The sequence below is a fragment of the Reichenbachiella sp. MALMAid0571 genome, assembly GCF_040151475.1.
In the GTDB taxonomy this organism is placed as follows: Bacteria; Bacteroidota; Bacteroidia; order Cytophagales; family Cyclobacteriaceae; genus CAXBNB01.
Map to the genome: position 1 here is coordinate 33,879 of NZ_JBDKWG010000126.1, position 19,415 is coordinate 53,293.

Below are 19,415 nucleotides of genomic sequence, written 5' to 3' on the forward strand. Positions count from 1 at the left end.
CTCATTTCTTAGAAATAACAAACTCATAACCAACTCATAATCAACTAGATATTATTAAGTATTCTAAATATTGCAACACGACAAATTTACGCCAGGCTTGAACCAGTAGTTCAAAGTTTTCGATAGTCGGACATTAAGTGTAGATAAATAGACAGTATGTTCCTTTAAAGCATTTTTGCTACTTTGTAAGTACTGTCAGGTTTGTTTTACAGGAGGAGCCGGGTGGTTAGCACATCATACCTCTTTTGAAATTGCTATATCAACTTAACACCCTGAACCAAAGCAATCTTATCTTTCAATTGGTTAAACTTTGATGGAAGTATTTTCCCTACTATCAGACAAGCTTCTTCAAATAGCTGACTTGAGACATCAACTTCAAATTCGCCAACCAGTCGCATCACTTCGCTGGTTTTGGTATAAGGATAATGAATTTCAATTGTTCTTTTCACCACTACTTCTATAACTCTGGCTTTAGACAGGGCGTCTTCTGCAGCAGTTTTATAGGCTTGAATTAATCCGCTCACACCAAGCTTAGTACCACCAAAATACCTGATAACTACTACCAGTACATTTTCTAATTCAAAAGATTTGATTTGCCCCAGAATAGGGTCTCCTGCACTATGTCCGGGCTCTCCATCATCATTCGCACGGACAATTTGTTGGTTGTTTTCTCCCAAAATAAAGGCATAGCAATGGTGTCGGGCATCATAATATTCCTTTTTTAATTCACTTACTCTTTTCTTTACTTCAGTGGTGCTTTTTACCGGATAAGCGTATGCTATAAACTTACTGCCTTTTTCTTTGTAGAAACCCCCGGCTTCATTAGCAATAGTTTTGTAGCTACGGTCTTCCATTACAGTTCCTTCAATCGCTGTTTCGCTTCTTTTGTTACCTGATCATTGTCATCAATAGCTACAGCCTCTTTGTAATAATCTTCAGCCTCTGACTTATTCCCTCTTTCTTCTGTAATTTTTCCCATTCCAAGCATACAAAGGCTCTTATAATAGAGTCCCTTATTCTCGTACTGATTGCTCATTTCAAGTGCTCTTTTGTAATGTTGCTCTGCGAGTATATTATTCTTTTTGTATTTTTCCTGATAGACACCAAAATAAACTTCGCTACACAAAACATAATATCGATCTTGTTTTGTACGCAATTCCATAATCAACGGCATAGCTTGTTCATAGTCATTTTGAGATACCATGCACTCAATAAGTTTGGACTTGAAATAACAGTTGTTAGGATACTCACTCACCAGATTTTCTAAATAATGCCGGGCCTTATAAGACTTATTTTCGTACCGAAGGTATATGTAGGCTAAATACAGGTGTGCCTCTATTTTGATCAACTTACCAATCTTAGTAGCACGATCAAGTTGAACTAACCCTTTTTCAATATCTCCACTTTTAAAAATCCACATAAATGGTTTGTAAATAGGATGTCTTTCAGGATATTTTTCTCTGAAGTAGTTATATAGCCCTGTGGAAAATAAAAACTCTGAATTTTCATCGACAAAGTCAAATCCTGTCCTGGCCAGGCCATACATTCTCCTCGCCTCCCCAAGAGCTTTAAGATAATTGCCTTCTCTGGCATAATACTCTGTGAGTAATCCCCTGGCAGACATTTCAAAAAACACTCCTTCCTGATGATCATCAGCTTCTTCCTGAAGCTTTTCTGCCGCTTCAATTACTTTTTGTAAAGCCTCATAATGAGCAGGAAACACTTCACTTGTGGTTCTGATTGGCATCTCTTGCCACGCAATATTCAACGCCCTCATCATATAAACTATAGGGTGTCCAGGCAGAATTCTTTCCACAATCAATATAGCACTATCTGCCTTCTCATATTCGTTGTTATATATGAAATAACCAGCTTTTTCTACCACTGACATCCTTTCCGGATAATCAAACAAAGCTAACTTTTGGGAGAAGGCCTGACAACAAGAAAACAACAAAATCAGTATCAAATACTTTCTCATTTCGGAAATCTCTGGTTATATATGCAAGGGATATGGAGGAGCTTCAAATTATTGGTCAAAAATAGATACATTTATAGTTATGGCAATGAAAAAGTGAATTACACCTAAGCATAATGTCAGAAAAATTATTGCATAAACCACCTCTACGTCTCAAACTAATTGAGTCTCAAAAAGCACCTTTGTTTGGTAAAGGATTGCTATTATTTAGCTCTAAAGAATTTATCGAACTAAATAAAAACCGGCAGGTGGTCAACTATAGTGCCCAATTGTCAGAAGATGAACCAATTTGCAATATAGGCTTTGATATTGAGGATAATAAAGCCATTTCTCTACTCTATTGTCCTTATGCAGGGCTGTCTATCCCTTGTAAGATTGACAATAAAATACTAAAGACGTTTATTGAAAGTATAACAAAGAAGCTTGGTAGTCAGGGTATAAAAGATATTATCATCAAACAACCTCCACTTTTTGCCGAAAAAAATCAGAAAAATGGACTTGATAAAATTCTTAAAAATTGCGGGTTCAAAGTACTATCAAATGAAATCAACCATCATATCGATTTATCCAAGAATAATTATCTGAATTCGGTGCATCAGATGCAACAGCGGAAAATAAAAAAATGTATCCAATCCGGATTTGTGATAAAACAGGAACTTATCAATTCTCTATCTGAAATTCATAAATTCATAGATAATTGTAGAAGTCAGGTAGGAATCAGAATCAATATTTCTCCAGAAAACTTATTTACAGCATTTCAAAACTTACCTCACTACTATAAACTTTTTACCGTTAGAAATCCGGACAATCAGATTATGGCAGCTACTGTTGTGGTAATAGTAAACGATCGTGTAGTATATAATTATTTACCTGCATTTGACAGGACTTTTAAAATTTACAGCCCCCTTACTTTCCTTACTCATCATTTGGTTGACTTATACAAAAAGGAGGGGTATCAATACCTGGATTTAGGAATCTCTTCGGCAGATGGTACTCCACAAAAAAGTCTGATTACTTTTAAGGAAAGAATGGGAGGTATAGAATCCAACCGACTAGTATATCACATAGAGATGTAGTTTTTGAAGAAGGCGAGCATAATAATTTGTACAGAAAAAGGGATTTTAGAAAATATGTCGAAAATCCTGATCAGTTCCATCAGGCAATTTGGAGGAGCTGTTAAAGACTGTCCCATTTATAGTTTTCAACCAAGAAAATCAAAAAAGGTATCTAAAGAAACACTACTATTCTTTGAAAAACACCATGTTGACTTCATAGATATTGAATTGAATAAAAACTACGGTTTTTACCCTTTAGCAAATAAACCTCTGATTTGTGCGTGGGCAGAGCAAAACATTGATACAGAAATATTGACCTTCTTAGATTCAGATGTCGTGCTGTTTAACCAACCAGATGAACTGTTCAATCTAAGCGAATATGATGTCAGGCTAAGGCCTGTGGACATAAAAGGATCAGGATCAGATGGAAATACGGATGTTAACTCTGCCTATTGGAACAGATTGTATAAATGCCTGGGTGTGAGTTCCCGAAATTATATCACTACTACCGTGGATTCACAGCATATTTTAGCCTACTGGAATGCTGGTCATATTGTTTCTAAAAGAAGTACACATTTGTATAGTCAATGGAAACAAAATTTTGAAATGCTGATGTCAGAAAAATTAATTCCGAAAAGTGGATTATTTTTCATGGATCAAATCTCACTGGCTGCCACTACATCTGCTCTTAATTTGAACGTTTCCGAATTTGGAAACAACTATAATTACCCTATACATTTACACCACAAACTGGTGCAGACCAGTCATTCAGCTGCCAAAATTGAGGATGTGATCAGCATACATTACCACGATTTGTTTTCGGAATCTCATATACCTGATCATATTGAAAAGTATTTGAAAACAAATGAAAAAGGAAAATGGTTGCTCGAAATGCTTGAAAGACACGATCTAAGAATACCATTTTATAAAAAGAAGATGGCACAATTCCGATCCTACAAAAACAATATGATCTTTAAGTTTTCTTAAAAGGTGAATTCGAAGATGAAAAAAATTAAGCTTGCCAGACTGCTACTTAGAGCGTTTGCTCTTTTTCCAAAAAAATACAAGCTCAGAAGTAGGGTTAAAACAAGTGAAGATCCTTTTTTTATTTTCGGTTCTGGTAGAAATGGCAGCACATTGCTAAATGTAATACTCAACCAACATCCTGAGATTTTTTTACCGCCTGAGCAGTATTTCATTGGCAACAGCATTATCAAATTCCAACTGTACAACCATATCCTTTGGAGAGATTTGGTGAAAATAATCTATGGTGAGTTAGTAAAAGAAACCGGGAGTCATTCATGGAATTTTGATCCTGGTATCATCACTAATCAGGCATTTCTGTTTGAAGGAGAGCAAAGAAATATGGAAAACATCCTTCATCACATTTATAGCAATTGTGCGGGTCAAAACGGAAAGTCTAATGTCCTTTGGGGAGACTCCACACCTATGAACACAAGATATCTCAATGAGATTTACAGTTGTTTCCCCAATGCCAAATACATTTTTCTTGTGCGGGATGGGCGAGATGTAACTGCTGCATATAAAAAGGGGAAACCAGAAACTTTTGACAAACTGATAAACCCTGAGCATTCTTCAGACTTATGGATTAAATCGATCAAAAAATATAATTGGTTGAAAAAAAGAACCAATGTATTATTGGTGAAATATGAAGATTTGGTATCAACTCCTGAAACAGAACTAAAGAAAATAATACACTATCTGAATAGAGAATTTGATACAGAAATGTTGAATTTTCAAAATAAGGTACCTGATATAAAAGAGTACCAAGAGTCTCACCACAAAAATTTACATACACCAATAAAAACAACATCAATAGGACAATGGAAAGAACTCCTCAATGCCTCAGAAAAAGAGTTGGTGTCAGAAAAATTAAATCCATACCTAAAGCAATTTAACTACCAATAGTTTTGAACATCCTGATCGTCCCATCCTGGTATCCAAGCCCTGAGAATCCCAATACCGGGATTTTCATAAAAGAACAGGCTATCTTGTTTGCCAGACATTTCCCTGAACATAATGTGGGAATCAGTACTTGGGGATCAAATCATCAGCCTCTGCTTCTAAAGATTGCAAAACCTTTTCAGACTTTAGTTAAATTATTCAAAAAACCCGACAATCATCAAATTCTGTTAGCTCCAAACTGTAAGGAATATTTCTCTCCGGCTTACACATGGACGAGGAAGATTCTAAAAGGAAATATTAAAAACATCATTACTGCCAATACAAAGAACATCAGGGAATTTGAACTCCAATTTGGTAAAATAGATTTGATACATGCACATGTGTCCCATCCAGGGGGATATATTGCAATGCATTTAAGTAGGAATCTCAATATTCCATTTGTCATTACCGAACATATGACACCATTCCCTTTCAGTTCTTATCAAAAAAATGGTAAAATCAGTAAACTTGTAACTCTACCTTTAGCAGAAGCCTCCAAAACCATTTGTGTGAGTGACTTTTTAAAAAGATCTATCGCCGGGAAAGCCAAAGCCAATCTATGCGTGATCAACAACTTTGTAGATGAAGATTTTTTTACCCCAAAGCAAAAAATATCTGACCGCAATGATCCCATTTCTCTGCTTTTTATTGGACGACTTGTCCCTCAAAAAGGACTAGACATTTTACTCAAAGCACTAAAAATACTTCTGAAATCAAAACTCCATATTGAATTGAAAATTGGAGGGACGGGAGAAAATGAAAAAGAATACCAACTGCTTTGTAATGAATTAGGACTCGGAAACAATGTGGTATGGCTCGGTAATCTTGACAGAAATCAAGTAAAGCACTACCTTCAACAATGTGATGCATTCGTACTTCCAAGTCGTAATGAAAACAACCCGGTGGTAATACTAGAAGCTCTGGCATGTGGAAAACCTGTGATAACAACATCTTGCGGAGGACCTGAGGAGATGATAACTGAAGCCGAAGGATTAATAGCAAAACCCGAAAACCCTGACGATTTATCTAATAAAATAAAGATTTTGTCAGACAATTTATCAATATATAATGCCACTACAACAAGAAACAATTTCATGGAAAATCACTCCTCTAAAATGAGTACGAATAAATTATTAGACATTTATAAAAGTGTCGTTTAAAATACTTAAGAAGAAGTAAAAAGTTACCCTGATCATATTTTAGGCTGATATTATGAATATGTAACCATTATTCCATAACTTCGTTGCAGACAATAACTTAACTTGAAAACTGATTTGAAAAATTTTATATTAACAATACTAACCTTTTTCCTTTCTTTCTCAGTATTTGCTGATTCTAATGACGAAGACAGCATGTATATTTCACAAGCACTAAAAACTACTGAACCATCAGCCGGTAGCCTTTCCCCGGTAAAAAAGCCCGAAATTAAAGAGCCTTCAAATCTGGAAATGACACAGGAAAAGAAAAACACTGAGATAGATTCCAGCTACTATTCTGTCAATAAATTCAATTTTCTATTTTATCTGATGTATAAATTGAAATACACAGAAAATGAAAATCCGATAGAACAAAAGACAGAAACCATTACAAACAGTAAGGAAATCAAATAACCTTCTACCTTTTGTTGTTATGGGACTTCAACTCAGAAGGCCCCCCTTCAAAAGTAATGTAAAATGTCAGGTTGTGAGTTGTGATTTTCTTAAGTCCGGCACTAAAGATATTCGGTGTATCTTCAAGCACATTAACCAATCCATAAGAGTAACGTAATTCTGGTGAAAATTTAAAAAGCGGTTGATACAAATCAAAACCCACGCCAATCTCAAAGGCCAGATTGGTACTCTTAATCAGCAATTTTTCTTCATCATCTTCTCCCTTGCCTGCAGCCCTTATCGAAGGACTAATCCCTCCCAGCAAATACATCCTTGTGTTTCCTCTTCTTACCGACTTATACTTCAACATAAGCGGAAGCTCCACAAAGGTGGGATCTCTCAGTTCCGTCAAAGTGGTTCCATCTGTATATCTATAGGTGAGATTGTTTTGATAAAATCCGACCGTGGGTAATACCCTGAAATCAAGGTATTGAAAAAGATGGAAATTCACCACAAAACCGAGCTTAAAACCTCCAAGATTTGCAGGAACTATGGAGTGGATAGAATCTAAATCCTGAGAAACAAAAGCATCAGAATACTGTATCCTGAATTTGGAAGAATGCCCACCCAACAAAAAACCATAGTTGACTATTTTGTCATCATAAGTGGGCAGATTTATTCTTTTTGTGTTTTGGGCATAGCTCTTAAAACTACCTCCCACCAACAAAACGAATAATATTACTTTATTCCCGTGTATATTGAACTTATTCCAAATGTGAGTGAAGTGCATTTAGTTTCTTTGAATCCTGTTTTACTTAAAATACCCAAAAAGTCTTTGCCATCAGGAAACTGCTGAACCGACTCAGGTAAGTAAGTATATGCTGAATCGTCCTTTGAAACAATTTTTCCAATCAACGGCAAAATAGCTTTAAAATAAAAGCTGTAAAGTTGTTTGAAAGGAAACACTGATGGCCGTGAAAATTCAAGGATTACCACCTTTCCTGCCGGCTTCAATACCCTGAACATATCGGTCAATCCTTTTTCGAGGTTTTCAAAATTCCTAACTCCAAAAGCAACGATAACCGCATCAAACTTATTGTCATCAAACAACAACCGTTCTGAATCCCCTAACTGAAGTTCAATCATTTGATCGTGTCCAAGCCTGATCATTTTCTTCTTTCCTACTTCCAGCATTCCCTCGGAAATATCAACACCTGTTATCTTTTCAGGATTCAGTTTTAAAGCCTCGATAGCAAAGTCACCCGTTCCGGTAGCAATATCTAAAATGGTCTTTGGGGCATCATTTTCCAGTAAGCTTATGGCCTTTTTTCTCCAAAGAATATCAATACCCAGGCTTAAAAAATGATTGAGGAAATCGTATTTTTTGCTGATATTGTTGAACATTTCAGCCACCTGTTCCTTTTTTCCCTGATTCTTATCTTTATATGGTAATACTTCCAAATTCTTCAATTTTGCTGCAATAATAAGGTGTTCAAAGTTATGAATTATTGGGAAGGAGGCAGAATTATGTCAAAACTTGTCCAACTTGCGGAAAAATTGAGGTAATTAATCCACCACTGGTATGAAAATTAAAAAAGCGGAATTCGTTATCAGCAATACTGATCATTTGAAATGTCCCGTGACAGAAAAACCCGAATATGCTTTTATCGGGCGTTCCAACGTAGGCAAATCTTCGCTGATCAATATGCTGACGAATAAATCCAAGTTGGCGAAAACCTCGGGAAAACCGGGTAAAACGCAACTCATCAATCATTTCCTTATCAATGATGAATGGTATCTGGTGGACTTACCTGGTTATGGATGGGCACAGGTAAGTAAAACTCTGAAAGAAAAATGGGATAAAATGATTCGATCTTATTTACTAGAAAGGGCAAATTTATTCAATGTCTTTGTGCTTATTGATTCCCGGATACCACCTCAGCAAATTGATCTTGACTTTATCAACTGGCTTGGAGAGAATGGTATCCCATTTTCTATAATATTTACTAAGGCCGACAAACAAAATAGTTCAAAGACACTATCCAATATTTCAACATTTGAAAATACACTTAAGAAAACATGGGAAGAGCTTCCTGCAAGATTTGTGAGTTCTGCCGTGAATAAAGTTGGACAAAAAGAAATATTATCTTTCATTTCCGATATCAATAATTAATTTTGGGTCGAATTAAAAAAGCAAACACAGCGTATGGATTTTAATGAAATAGCAACGGTATCAGGAAAAGGAGGACTGTTCAAGGTATTGGCTCCAACAAAAGGGGGAATGATACTGGAATCTCTGGATGATCAGAAGAAGAAATTGGTGGTCAACATGCACTCCAAGGTTTCGGTGTTGGGTGAAATATCTATTTATACTACCAATAAAGAGGGCTCTGTTCCTTTGATAGATGTGATGAAAAAAGTTCATACGGAATTCAAAGGGGATATCGGAGTAACGAGTGCTTCTGATCCAGAAGAATTGAAATCGTTCTTAAAATTCATACTCCCAGACTATGACGAAAGCAGAGTGTATGTTTCGGATATAAAAAAACTCAGCAATTGGTACAACATACTGTCAAAAAACTATCCCGACTTGTTTGAAGAAAAAGTAGAGGAAAAGAAGGAGAAAGTTAAAAAGGCCAAGAAAAAGGTTGAAAAGAAAGAGACAAAAAAGGAAGAGTAGTCTTGACCGAACAACAGGAAGTTTCTCAAAGCATACAACTCATTAGCAACCATTTCTCTATTGCTGATCAAGAACTGACGCTGGAAGAAAACACATTTGATTCTTTAGAAAAGAAGCTGACCTCTATTGTAAGCTATCTTTTGGACAAAGACATGAACAGGCTGTTGAATTCTCTTTACAGAATAGATCTGGATGAATCTGTATTCAAAAAAATACTCACCGAAGAACCTCCGGAAAACCTGAGCCGAAGAATAGCTGGAGAAATCATAAAAAGAGAACTTCAAAAAGTAAAAACCAGAGAAAAATATAAAGCTCAATAAATCTATTAGCGGAATGACTGAGCTTTTTCCACCATTTTCTTTGACCCCATAAAAAGTGGTGACCTCTGATGAAGTTCTGTCAGTTCCAACTCCATAATTCTGTCCATACCATCAGTAGCCACACCTCCTGCCTGCTCTGCAATGAAGGCGAGTGCATTGCACTCATACATGAGCCTGAGTTTCCCATTAGGTGCACTTTCCGTTTTGGGATAAATATAAATTCCTCCCTTCAGCATATTTCTATGAAAATCGGAAACCAATGAACCAATATATCTGGCACTGTATTTTTCTCTTTTGCAATAGTCAATGTAATCACGCACAGACTGTTCAAAGCTGTAATAGGCTCCTTCATTTATGGAATAAATCGTTCCACTTTCCGGGCACTTCATGTTTTCATGAGACAGTACAAATTCTCCCAGACTTGGTTCATAGGTAAAGCCATTTACCCCGTGACCTGTGGTATAAACCAACATCGTAGAAGACCCATACAATATATAACCGGAAGCCACCTGATTGATACCCTTCTGAAGTACATCTTCCATTTGCACTGGCCCTCCTACTGGGGACAGCCGTCGATATATCGAAAAAATAGTTCCTATGGACACGTTCACATCAATATTGGAAGAACCATCCAACGGATCCATCGCTACTACATACCTGCTGTTTGGATTCACATGGATGATCTCATCTTCCTCTTCTGATACTATAGCACATACTTCTCCTCCATTAGTAAGTGCCCTCACAAATCGTTGATCAGCAATTACATCGAGCTTTTGCTGTGCTTCGCCCTGCACATTGGTACTGCCATGACCTCCGGCTATATCAGACAATCCGGCTTTATTCACATCTCTGTTGATGATCTTACCAGCAAGCGCAATATCCCGTAGCAGTTGCGACAACTCTCCTGTGGCAAAAGGAAATTCAGATTGTTTGTTGTTGATGAACCGATCCAGCGTTTTTCCGATCGATGAAGTAATATTTTCTTTGGTCATAATAAGTGAATGAAAGAATATTAAGCGAAATTAAAGAAATGTCAAGCAAACTTTTTAAGAGTATTAACAATACTACCGAGATAAGATGAGCCAAATAAATTGAGATGTACCAGCAAAGGATACAAGTTGAACAAATCTACCCTAGAATCAAAACCCGACATCAATGGATAAGTATTTTCATAACTGTTGTAAAAAAGCTCATCAAAACCTCCAAACAATTGAGTAAAAGCCAGCTCCGCTTCTCTATGCCCATAATACACTGCCGGATCAATCAAATATGGCCTTTTTTCCTGATCGCAATGAATATTTCCACTCCACAAGTCACCGTGCAATAAAGCAGGTTTTTCGACTGGCATCAAATCGTTCAATTGTAAATAAAGTGTTTCAAATCTGGCTACTATATCTGTACTGATCAAACCTGCGTTTCTCGCCAGCTTTATTTGAGGAATAAGTCGGCAATTGATAAAAAAATCTACCCAGTCAGCATGAAATGTATTTTTCTGATACAACCTTCCAATGTAATTGTCGTGATTCAGCCCAAATTGAGCATTAGTACTTTTGTGCATCTCCGCCAGCCCATTACCCAATTGCTGCCAAAAACCACGATCCATTTTGCCAGGCTCTATATATTCCATCAACAGATAACCTTTGCCTTCTAATTCTCCCGACTGATAGACCTTTGGGATACTGACCTTACCGGATTTGGATAAAAGTTTCAACCCCAGTGATTCTTTCTCGAACATATCCACCTGAGCCTTGTTCCATTTCAGAAAATAATTTCCACTTACAGTTGTCAGCCTGACCGCTTGATTGATACACCCTCCGCCTATCGGTTGGTGCCTCAATACCACGTCATTTTTTCCAAGAGCACTGGTGAGAACGGATTGAAAAAAATCAACCATTGTTTAATCCTTTTTCAATTCTGTTTCTATAAAATTATCAATGGCTTCTGACATCATTTCAAAAATATTGTTAAATCCATCAATACCTCCATAATAGGGATCTGGAACATTTCTACTGTTCCCGGAATCAAAATCTCTAAGCAGGTACAAGTGCTCAGGCTTGTACCCTGATATACTTACTATATCTCTATAATTAGACTCATCCATAGCAAAAATAAAATCAAATTCATCACAGTCTTCGGGCTCAAACTTACGTGCCTTATGATTGATATAAATACCATTTTCTTGCGCCACCTGAATGGATCTGACATCCGGTTGTTCACCGATATGGTATGCTCCGGTACCTGCAGAATCCGAAGAACAATTTACAACGCCCTTGATTTTGCACTTATGATTGAAGATTGCTTCGGCCAACGTCGACCTGCAAATGTTACCAAGACAAACAAATAATACTTTTTTCATATTTTTTTATTTTACAAAATATGCGGTTTAAGCTCTAAAATCAATGATAATTTGTGATTTATATAAATAATTTAAAATAAATTAAAAAAAAGTTAACACCGGGGGTTACTTTCTTTGACCTACCAGTATATACTCGTACATAACACAAATTTTATTCATACACCTGTTTAACATTTTTATCAAAAAAAAAGCCCACCATTCGGAGGGCTTTTTTTCTGTCCTTTTTGTTCTGTTTATCTTATAGACAGGCCTACTCCAAGTGATATTGTATTGTACGCCTGAATGGTGTAGTCTCCATGAATAGTCAATATTGCCAGTTTCAACCTCATTCCTAAAGTTGCTCTTGCTCCACTGCTGTCAAAATTTTGATGAACGGGATCTTCTAGTATTAAAGGGAACAAAGGATCATCTGTCTCAATTTCATAAGTACCTAACATTTCTAGATTGGAAGAAACGCTGTTATAACCCAGTCCTGCATAAAAAGTAAGTACTGACAGTTTCTTAGATACCAATACCTGATAAGTAAGTGCATTTACATTGTAGCTTGCTGTGCCATCATCTGTAATATCAGAGCCAGACAAATCAAAATCAGTAGTCAACTTAGTGTATCCCACAAATACAGACATGTCTATTGGCAATTGCTTTAAACCTGGTATCCATTGTTTGAAATCATGCATAATACCAAAACCGATCAATCCAACTTCATACCCATCTTCTTCGCTTTTTTGAGTAGGAATATATCTTATTTTCAAATCCGTATTTTTAACCAAACCTAGTCCCAACTGAACCATTGGTACTGGTACATAACCCCCAAAATCTTCCACGTCAATCCCCGGAGGAGCATCAAATGTCTGATCTACAGTATAATCTGTTCCATTCACGTTTTCAGTATAAGAAGTTTGTAACTGTTCAGATGTTTCTCCACCGAAGATTGTAGGTAAATTAGCAGAACCTCCTCCTACCAATCTCAGATTATTATACTTTGAAACTGTCGCATCAGAACCAATGAAATTAAAAAGCAAATCCTTTTGCGGTACTTTTGCTAAATTGGCAGTAACAGTTAAGTCAAACCCTAAAGATTTGTGTGTTTTTGCGGTATTATACCAGCCACTGGCCATACCATATCCGAAACCTTTGGCAAATGGGGAGATATATTCACCCAAAAAAGTATTGGCATCTTCTGCTCCGGCTTTAAGTACCTGATCAAAATCCAAATCCCCTTGTGCATTGACGTTTTGATTACACAACATACAGGCACCAACTAGAAGACCCAGAAAAATGTGTCTTAGATTAATCATATTTTTTATTTTAAGTTTTAAAGTTTAAAATTAGGCCGAATATACAACAATCTGAAAACTTTCTATAAAATGAATAAAACAAACAAGCCTTCCAAATTAACTGGAAGGCTTGCTATTCATCCAAAAAGTATATTTTTATTAACTATTCTCTCTAAAAGTAAACCCCAGCCCCAGAGACAGGGTATTGTACTTCTGAATGGTGTAATCGGCATTTAGAGTTAAAATGAAGAATTTCAACCTAAAGCCCAAAGTGGTTCGCATGCCACCTCCACCATTGAAATTAAGCATTACAGGATCGTCATTTCCCGAAACAGTTTGGTATTGAAAATAATTTGAAGTATTGTTCACATCTGTGAGTCTGAAGAGTTTATAATCTCCGTTTACTACAAGAGAAGTGCTCACCGTATTGAAACCAATTCCGAAATAAGGAGTAAAAAAAGATATTTTTTTAGAAACCACAGCCTGAAATGTTGAAGCAGTTGCTTCAAATTCTGCCAAACCGTTTTTTACTTCCCAGTCTATACCATCATCATCTCCTCCTTCAAAATGATATTCTGCCTGCAATTTGGTAGTGCCTGCGAATATGGATATGTCTATAGGCACTTGCCTGATTCCGGGAATCCATTGTTTGACATCATGAAGCACACCTATTCCGAACATTTTCACACTATAGTCTTCAAAATTTTGCTCAGGCACAAAGCGCAATTTGATGTCTGTATTTTTGAATATCCCAATACCCAACTGCAAGGTGGGAGCTGGCACTCCAACGAAGGGGACATCCTCCACATCAAATCCACCAGGTGCATCAAACTCTTTAGTCTGTTCGTATTGATATGTTACTCCATCAATTTCAATTGACTGTGTAGTTTGCACCATTAGAATCTCACTGGTAGATCCTCCCACCAATGTAGGCATTTCGGTATTTCCACTAGCTCCTTTTACACGTAAAAAATTGTACTCCGAAGGATTGAAAGAAAACAACCTTTCAGAAGTTGGCATGTTGGCCACATTGAGTGAAAATGACAAGTCCATTCCAAAAGGTTTATGGGTTTTAGCTGTATTGTACCACCCTGCAGCCATGCCATTGCTAAAAGACAACATCGCCGGGCTTACATAGTTTTCCAAATACAAAGCTGCATCGTCTGGAGTTCCTCTAAAAATATCAGCAAAATCCCCTTCTTGTGCATTGGCTGAAACAGCGTGTAAAAAGACAAGAAAAATTAAAATCAGTTTAATGGTCAGGCTTTTCATAATTTATTTTTTTGATAATACCAATATAAAGTTACTGCGATTTTTACTCTTCTACAAAAGTTACCCTTTAACAAGGTAAGTCCTTATACAAGCCCCTAAAACCCTATTGTTTAAGCCTGCAAAGTATGAAGTGCAGAAGATATCAATTAGCAAGTACTAAATAATCAACAAATGCCTACCGTCTATGAAGACATAAACATTATTGATTGTAGTCTGCCTTGCTACTTCTGTTTTATAATTTACTTTTGTGCAAAATTGAAACGCATTTATTAACTTTAAAACATAATATTAATGTCATTAGTAGGAAAAAAAGCACCTTTATTTACTGCACCGGCAGTAATCAACGGAGAAGAAATTGTTGAAGATTTTTCATTGGAGCAGTACATTGGAAAGAATGAAGTAATATTCTTCTTTTATCCTAAAGATTTCACTTTTGTATGCCCAACTGAAATTTTGGCTTTTCAGGAAAAACTGGCTGAGTTTGAGAAAAGAGGAGTAGCGGTGGTAGGAGCTTCTACAGATACAGAAGAAACACACCTGGCATGGCTATGCACTCCAAAAAACCAAGGTGGAATTGAAGGAGTAACTTATCCAATAGTAGCAGATACAAGCAAGGTAATTGCAAGTAATTATGGCGTATTGGCAGGTGATTGGGATTACGACGAAGAAGGAAGGCTTTCATTTACCGGGCTTCCAATAGCGTACAGAGGATCATTCCTGATCGACAAAGAAGGTACTGTAAGACACGAGACAATCAATGACCTTCCATTGGGAAGAAATATTGATGAAATGATTCGTTTGGTAGATGCGCTTCAGTATGTTGAAAAACATGGTGAAGTTTGTCCTGCAAACTGGGAAGAAGGAAAAGAAGCAATGCAAGCCACCAAAGAAGGTGTAGCAAGCTATTTGGCCTCTCACTAATATTGATCCTGAACAAGTTCAGGTTAAAATATAAAATACAGCAAAAGCCTCTCCATAGCGAGAGGTTTTTCTATTTTTGGCGATAATGAGCGTTATACTATACAATCTGGGGATTTCCACATTTAGCCTGCTGATTAAATTTGCTTCCGTTTTTAACCCGAAAGCTAAAAAACTATCCGAAGGAAGAAAAAATGTTTGGATTAAGCTGGAACAATTTTCCCGAGAAAAACACAACCATGTCATCTGGTTTCATGCGGCTTCCTTAGGTGAATTTGAACAAGGAAGGCCAATAATCGAGAAGCTCAAACACCTTGATCCATCTTTAAAAATATTACTTTCTTTCTTTTCTCCATCAGGATATGAGGTGAGGAAAAACTATAATGGAGCTGATCTGGTGGTTTACCTTCCTGCTGACACATCAAAAAATGCAAAAAAGTTCATAGAACTGGCCAGGCCTGAAGTAGCTGTTTTCATTAAGTATGAATTTTGGTATCATTTTCTAAAAACCTGTGCAGACAATAAGGTTATAACACTCTCCGTTTCTTCCATTTTCAGAAAAAGCCAACCTTTTTTTAAGGTATATGGAGGATTGCACAGAAATATGCTGAAATGTTTTGACCATTTCTTTGTGCAGGACGACTATTCTCAAAAATTACTGGAAGACTCGGGTTTTAAAAACATTTCACTTTCCGGGGATACTCGATTTGACAGGGTGCTGGATATTGCCAGTCAAAAAAGAGAAATTAAGGAAATAGAGATGTTCAAGTCCGGAGAAAAAATGATGGTTTTGGGTAGCGTATGGCCAAGTGATATGGAGGTCTTACTTCCATTTTTACAGACATATAAAAACAAATTAAAATTCGTCATTGCGCCACACAACATAGGTGAAAAAGATGTATTGGAAGTTGTAGATCAAATTGGAGACGGTGTGGTGCGGTTTTCTAAAATTGGAAATAACTCTAACTCACTCAAGGATGCCCGTTTTCTAATCATTGACAATATGGGCATGCTCTCTTCGCTGTATGGGTATGGTGAATATGCCTACATAGGTGGTGCATTTAGAAAAACATTGCATAATACGCTGGAAGCTGCCACTCACGGTGTTCCGGTATTCTTTGGTCATGACGAGACAAACGTAAAATTTAGAGAGGCAGGAGAACTTGCACAAACTGGTGCAGGAATTGCGGTACAAGATACTTCGGAGATGATAAATAAGTTTGAAGCTCTATTTGCTAATGAGAAAAAAAGGCAACACCTTGGAGAAGTCGCTCAGAATTATGTGAAAAACAATACAGGAGCCACAGACATGATTGTTGAATACCTGAAAAACAAGATTTAAGATGCAATCCATAAAATCAATAAATTCACCCAAATGAAAGGCACGGTAGTAAAATCCATGGGACTCTGGTATGTGGTAGCCGATGATTCCGGATTGGAATACAATTGCCGGCTGAAAGGGAAGTTCAAACTACAAGACAAAAAAATCACCAATCCAATAGCAGTAGGAGATTTTGTAACAATACAGCCCGACAATGCCAACTCTGAGTCATGGATTATAAATGACATCCTACCCAGAAAGAACTACATCGTTCGTAAGTCACCAAAGAAAAAAGGCTTTAGCCACATCATCGCTACCAACATGGATCAGGCAGTGCTAATTGCCACACTTGCCACTCCCAAGACTTCTTTTGGTTTTATCGATCGTTTTTTGGTAACGGCCGAGGCATTTAGAATTCCTGCCATTATTGTATTCAACAAAAAAGATCTCCTGAAAAAAGAAGAAATCAAAGAACTGGAAGATAAAATGATGGAATATCAAATGATTGGCTATGACAGTTACATGGTTTCCGTTTTGGAAAATGAAGGTATGGATGATTTTAAATCCATCTTATCCAACAAAACTACCTTGCTCTCAGGACATTCCGGCGTAGGAAAGTCAACTCTCATAAATAGCCTGGTGCCTGAAGCTCATCAAAAAATATCTGAAATATCGGAATTTTCAAACAAGGGAATACACACTACTACTTTTGCCGAACGGTTTTCTATAAATCAAAATACTCACGTAATAGATACACCCGGGATCAAAGAACTTGGCCTGGCAGAAATCGAAAAGGAAGAATTGACCCATTATTTTCCTGAGTTACGAAATTTATTTGGCAGTTGTAAGTTTCACAATTGTTCCCATACTCACGAACCCGGTTGTGCTATTGAAGAAGCTTATAAAACAGGTAGAATATCCCAGACAAGGTATGACAGCTATATCAGCATGCTTATGAGCGATGATAACAGGAGGTGATTTTGATTATGACAATAATATCTCCGCAGGGATACCAAGCTTTTGATGCAATAAGCGCATAATAGGTGCTGTCAGTGGCTTTTTCCCATTCAATATTTGAGAAACATATCCTTTGCTTCCCAAAGTAGGCACAAAATCTTTTGCCCTCAAACCCAATTCGTCCATTTTCAATTTGATAGCTACCAATGGATCTGGTAAAGATATCTGATGGTGCTTATCTTCATAATCCTTTATTAAAATCAATAACAACTCCAACTCATCTCCATCTGCTGTATTTGGCTTTGCTTCAAAGATTTGATCCACTCTATCCAGTGCACAATCGTACTCTTTCTCTGATTTTAAAACTTTAATCTCCATAGCCTTATTTTTTTAATTGTACCTTCACCACATCTATTTTATCATACTCTTTATGAGTCCCAAACCACTTAATCTGAATAGCCTTATAAGCAAAATTAATTCTTACCACCAATCTGTATTTATTGCCTCCAATGTTAAACACGACCCTGTTATCTGCAACAATACTTGCATTTTTGTAAACATTTTTAAGCTCGTTTGAATTATTAAAGTCTTCCCTTTTCAACTCATAATACCACTTTTTGAGTGGTTCAGCAGCCTCAGGATATTGCACGCAATACCTGTTTAATGTTCTTCTGGTAATTATGTTGAACATCATGCAAATATACAAAAGTTTACCTATAGAAAACCTATTCTCACTAATAAAACCAGTAAGGTGCATTTTTTTTGACTAAACGAACCAGCTTCTGATACAGATTCCTTAGAAACGAAAAATCTATTTTCAGCCTGTTCAACAATTCCAACAAACGAAGGGTAATTGGCAAGGCTTTCATCTCCCGGTATAATGCAACAAACAATTTGGCTTCCTGATAGTTTCCTGAAAAAACAGAATGCCTGATTTCATATTCCAACCTTTTCCTAAGTGCTCTATTCTCCGATTCGGTTTTGTTTAGCGACTTTATCTTTTTACAAACCACATAAGTACTATACAATTGCTTGTCATGTTTGGAGTATGCCTTTGACGACAGGGAATCTTCAAGCCTACGAACCAAAGTAAGCTTTTCAGGCTGATATGCATAGAGCCAGTCTCTTGATGACCGTATCCAAAAATCGAAATCCTCATAAGCGAGGTTTTCATCGTATCCGTTCAACTGCTCCAAAACTTCTCTTTTCATCATCATGGACGGAGGTGGAATAAAATAAGTACTTATCAGTTTTTCATATACATTGCCTGTATATGGTATGTGTTTCTTGTTAGAAAAATGATGACTCAATGGCTGGCCATTTCCATCTATATAAGCAACATCAGAATAGATTACCCCTGTACTATTGCTAGACTCTTCAAAAAAAGCAACCTGTTTTTCAATTCTGTCCTGAACCAACACATCATCTGCTGCCAAATCAATAATGTATTTACCATTGGACCGAACAAAAGCCCTATTGAAGGCTTTTGTATTACCGACATTCTCAGGTAAGTAAAGAAAAGTGAACTGCTGGTTTTTCAATATTTGTTCGATCTCCCCTTTGCTTCCATCTGTACTGGCATCATCCACCACTATCAATTCTATGTTTGAATAGGTTTGGTTAAGTACAGACTGTATGGCCTGAGATACATACTTTTCATGATTGTAGCAAAGACAGAATACAGAAACCAGAGGAAGTTTTTTCATTTCTATTTTGAATTCCTTGCGGAA

Annotated in this window: 23 protein-coding genes; 11 read left to right on the forward strand and 12 right to left on the reverse strand. The window is 36.8% G+C overall.

The window, feature by feature from the left end; all coding sequences use genetic code 11:
- Window positions 1-254 precede the first annotated feature (254 nt).
- Together AAOP42_RS10965 and AAOP42_RS10970 are read right to left on the reverse strand one after the other, a co-directional pair.
- Window positions 255-854, reverse strand: coding sequence for an IMPACT family protein (locus AAOP42_RS10965; protein ID WP_349528555.1), 600 nt, complete (start codon window positions 852-854; stop codon window positions 255-257).
- A complete protein-coding gene (locus AAOP42_RS10970) occupies window positions 854-1,978 on the reverse strand; it encodes a tetratricopeptide repeat protein (RefSeq protein ID WP_349528556.1) in 1,125 nt (374 codons plus the stop codon). The genes AAOP42_RS10965 and AAOP42_RS10970 overlap by 1 nt, the downstream gene beginning before the upstream one ends.
- A gap of 113 nt (window positions 1,979-2,091) precedes the next feature.
- Here AAOP42_RS10970 and AAOP42_RS10975 point away from each other — a divergent pair, with 113 nt between their 5' ends.
- From AAOP42_RS10975 to AAOP42_RS10995, 5 genes are all read left to right on the forward strand, one after another.
- Window positions 2,092-3,051, forward strand: a complete 960-nt coding sequence (locus AAOP42_RS10975) for a GNAT family N-acetyltransferase (RefSeq protein WP_349528557.1) — start codon at window positions 2,092-2,094, stop codon at window positions 3,049-3,051.
- Between the two features lie 3 nt (window positions 3,052-3,054).
- Window positions 3,055-4,017, forward strand: coding sequence for a GT-B fold glycosyltransferase domain-containing protein (locus tag AAOP42_RS10980; protein WP_502947657.1), 963 nt, complete (start codon window positions 3,055-3,057; stop codon window positions 4,015-4,017).
- 15 nt (window positions 4,018-4,032) lie between these two features.
- Window positions 4,033-4,959, forward strand: a complete 927-nt coding sequence (locus AAOP42_RS10985) for a sulfotransferase family protein (protein ID WP_349528559.1) — start codon at window positions 4,033-4,035, stop codon at window positions 4,957-4,959.
- Window positions 4,960-4,961: 2 nt separating this feature from the next.
- Entirely contained in the window at window positions 4,962-6,155 is a 1,194-nt protein-coding gene (locus AAOP42_RS10990) for a glycosyltransferase (protein WP_349528560.1), read from the forward strand.
- A gap of 114 nt (window positions 6,156-6,269) precedes the next feature.
- On the forward strand, window positions 6,270-6,605 hold the full coding sequence (locus AAOP42_RS10995; protein WP_349528561.1) for a hypothetical protein: 336 nt from the start codon (window positions 6,270-6,272) through the stop codon (window positions 6,603-6,605).
- 4 nt (window positions 6,606-6,609) lie between these two features.
- On the opposite strand, the gene porT is transcribed toward AAOP42_RS10995, so the two are convergent.
- Both porT and ubiE read right to left on the reverse strand, forming a co-directional pair.
- Window positions 6,610-7,374: a type IX secretion/gliding motility protein PorT/SprT gene (gene porT, locus AAOP42_RS11000; RefSeq protein ID WP_349528562.1), complete on the reverse strand. Its 765-nt coding sequence runs from the start codon at window positions 7,372-7,374 to the stop codon at window positions 6,610-6,612.
- Window positions 7,323-8,045 carry a bifunctional demethylmenaquinone methyltransferase/2-methoxy-6-polyprenyl-1,4-benzoquinol methylase UbiE gene (gene ubiE / locus AAOP42_RS11005; protein WP_349528563.1) on the reverse strand — a complete coding sequence of 241 codons (723 nt, stop codon included), beginning with the start codon at window positions 8,043-8,045 and terminating at the stop codon, window positions 7,323-7,325. The genes porT and ubiE overlap by 52 nt, the downstream gene beginning before the upstream one ends.
- Window positions 8,046-8,166: 121 nt before the next feature.
- Between ubiE and yihA the strand changes: the two genes are divergently transcribed.
- Genes yihA through AAOP42_RS11020 form a run of 3 tightly spaced genes read left to right on the forward strand, consistent with a single transcriptional unit; the run spans window position 8,167 to window position 9,584 of the window.
- Window positions 8,167-8,757, forward strand: a complete 591-nt coding sequence (gene yihA / locus AAOP42_RS11010; protein ID WP_349528564.1) for a ribosome biogenesis GTP-binding protein YihA/YsxC — start codon at window positions 8,167-8,169, stop codon at window positions 8,755-8,757.
- Between the two features lie 33 nt (window positions 8,758-8,790).
- Window positions 8,791-9,264 (forward strand): DUF5606 family protein, encoded by a 474-nt coding sequence (locus AAOP42_RS11015; protein ID WP_349528565.1) that lies wholly within the window; start codon window positions 8,791-8,793, stop codon window positions 9,262-9,264.
- Between the two features lie 2 nt (window positions 9,265-9,266).
- On the forward strand, window positions 9,267-9,584 hold the full coding sequence (locus tag AAOP42_RS11020) for a hypothetical protein (protein ID WP_349528566.1): 318 nt from the start codon (window positions 9,267-9,269) through the stop codon (window positions 9,582-9,584).
- 5 nt (window positions 9,585-9,589) lie between these two features.
- Here AAOP42_RS11020 and fbp read toward each other — a convergent pair whose 3' ends face one another.
- The 5 genes from fbp to AAOP42_RS11045 all read right to left on the reverse strand — a co-directional run bounded on the left by fbp (window position 9,590) and on the right by AAOP42_RS11045 (window position 14,489).
- On the reverse strand, window positions 9,590-10,576 hold the full coding sequence (gene fbp / locus AAOP42_RS11025) for a class 1 fructose-bisphosphatase (RefSeq protein WP_349528567.1): 987 nt from the start codon (window positions 10,574-10,576) through the stop codon (window positions 9,590-9,592).
- Between the two features lie 41 nt (window positions 10,577-10,617).
- Window positions 10,618-11,478, reverse strand: a complete 861-nt coding sequence (locus tag AAOP42_RS11030; protein ID WP_349528568.1) for a fructosamine kinase family protein — start codon at window positions 11,476-11,478, stop codon at window positions 10,618-10,620.
- Between the two features lie 3 nt (window positions 11,479-11,481).
- Window positions 11,482-11,940, reverse strand: a complete 459-nt coding sequence (locus AAOP42_RS11035; protein WP_349528569.1) for a low molecular weight protein-tyrosine-phosphatase — start codon at window positions 11,938-11,940, stop codon at window positions 11,482-11,484.
- A 233-nt stretch (window positions 11,941-12,173) separates the two neighbouring features.
- Window positions 12,174-13,238, reverse strand: coding sequence for a DUF6588 family protein (locus tag AAOP42_RS11040; RefSeq protein WP_349528570.1), 1,065 nt, complete (start codon window positions 13,236-13,238; stop codon window positions 12,174-12,176).
- Window positions 13,239-13,376: 138 nt separating this feature from the next.
- Window positions 13,377-14,489 carry a DUF6588 family protein gene (locus tag AAOP42_RS11045; RefSeq protein WP_349528571.1) on the reverse strand — a complete coding sequence of 371 codons (1,113 nt, stop codon included), beginning with the start codon at window positions 14,487-14,489 and terminating at the stop codon, window positions 13,377-13,379.
- Window positions 14,490-14,780: 291 nt separating this feature from the next.
- On the opposite strand from AAOP42_RS11045, the gene AAOP42_RS11050 reads away from it, so the two are divergent.
- The 3 genes from AAOP42_RS11050 (at window position 14,781) to rsgA (ending at window position 17,706) form a co-directional block, all read left to right on the forward strand.
- A complete protein-coding gene (locus AAOP42_RS11050) occupies window positions 14,781-15,410 on the forward strand; it encodes a peroxiredoxin (RefSeq protein ID WP_349528572.1) in 630 nt (209 codons plus the stop codon).
- A gap of 85 nt (window positions 15,411-15,495) precedes the next feature.
- Entirely contained in the window at window positions 15,496-16,749 is a 1,254-nt protein-coding gene (locus AAOP42_RS11055) for a 3-deoxy-D-manno-octulosonic acid transferase (RefSeq protein WP_349528573.1), read from the forward strand.
- A gap of 33 nt (window positions 16,750-16,782) precedes the next feature.
- Window positions 16,783-17,706 (forward strand): ribosome small subunit-dependent GTPase A, encoded by a 924-nt coding sequence (rsgA, locus tag AAOP42_RS11060; protein WP_349528574.1) that lies wholly within the window; start codon window positions 16,783-16,785, stop codon window positions 17,704-17,706.
- A gap of 6 nt (window positions 17,707-17,712) precedes the next feature.
- On the opposite strand, the gene AAOP42_RS11065 is transcribed toward rsgA, so the two are convergent.
- From AAOP42_RS11065 to AAOP42_RS11075, 3 genes are read right to left on the reverse strand one after another with little or no spacing between them, the layout of a single operon-like run.
- The gene (locus AAOP42_RS11065) at window positions 17,713-18,063 is read right to left on the reverse strand and encodes a helix-turn-helix domain-containing protein (RefSeq protein ID WP_349528575.1); all 351 of its coding nucleotides are present in this window, start codon (window positions 18,061-18,063) and stop codon (window positions 17,713-17,715) included.
- 4 nt (window positions 18,064-18,067) lie between these two features.
- Window positions 18,068-18,379, reverse strand: a complete 312-nt coding sequence (locus tag AAOP42_RS11070) for a type II toxin-antitoxin system HigB family toxin (RefSeq protein WP_349528576.1) — start codon at window positions 18,377-18,379, stop codon at window positions 18,068-18,070.
- 40 nt (window positions 18,380-18,419) lie between these two features.
- Window positions 18,420-19,391, reverse strand: coding sequence for a glycosyltransferase (locus tag AAOP42_RS11075; RefSeq protein ID WP_349528577.1), 972 nt, complete (start codon window positions 19,389-19,391; stop codon window positions 18,420-18,422).
- Window positions 19,392-19,415 lie beyond the last annotated feature (24 nt).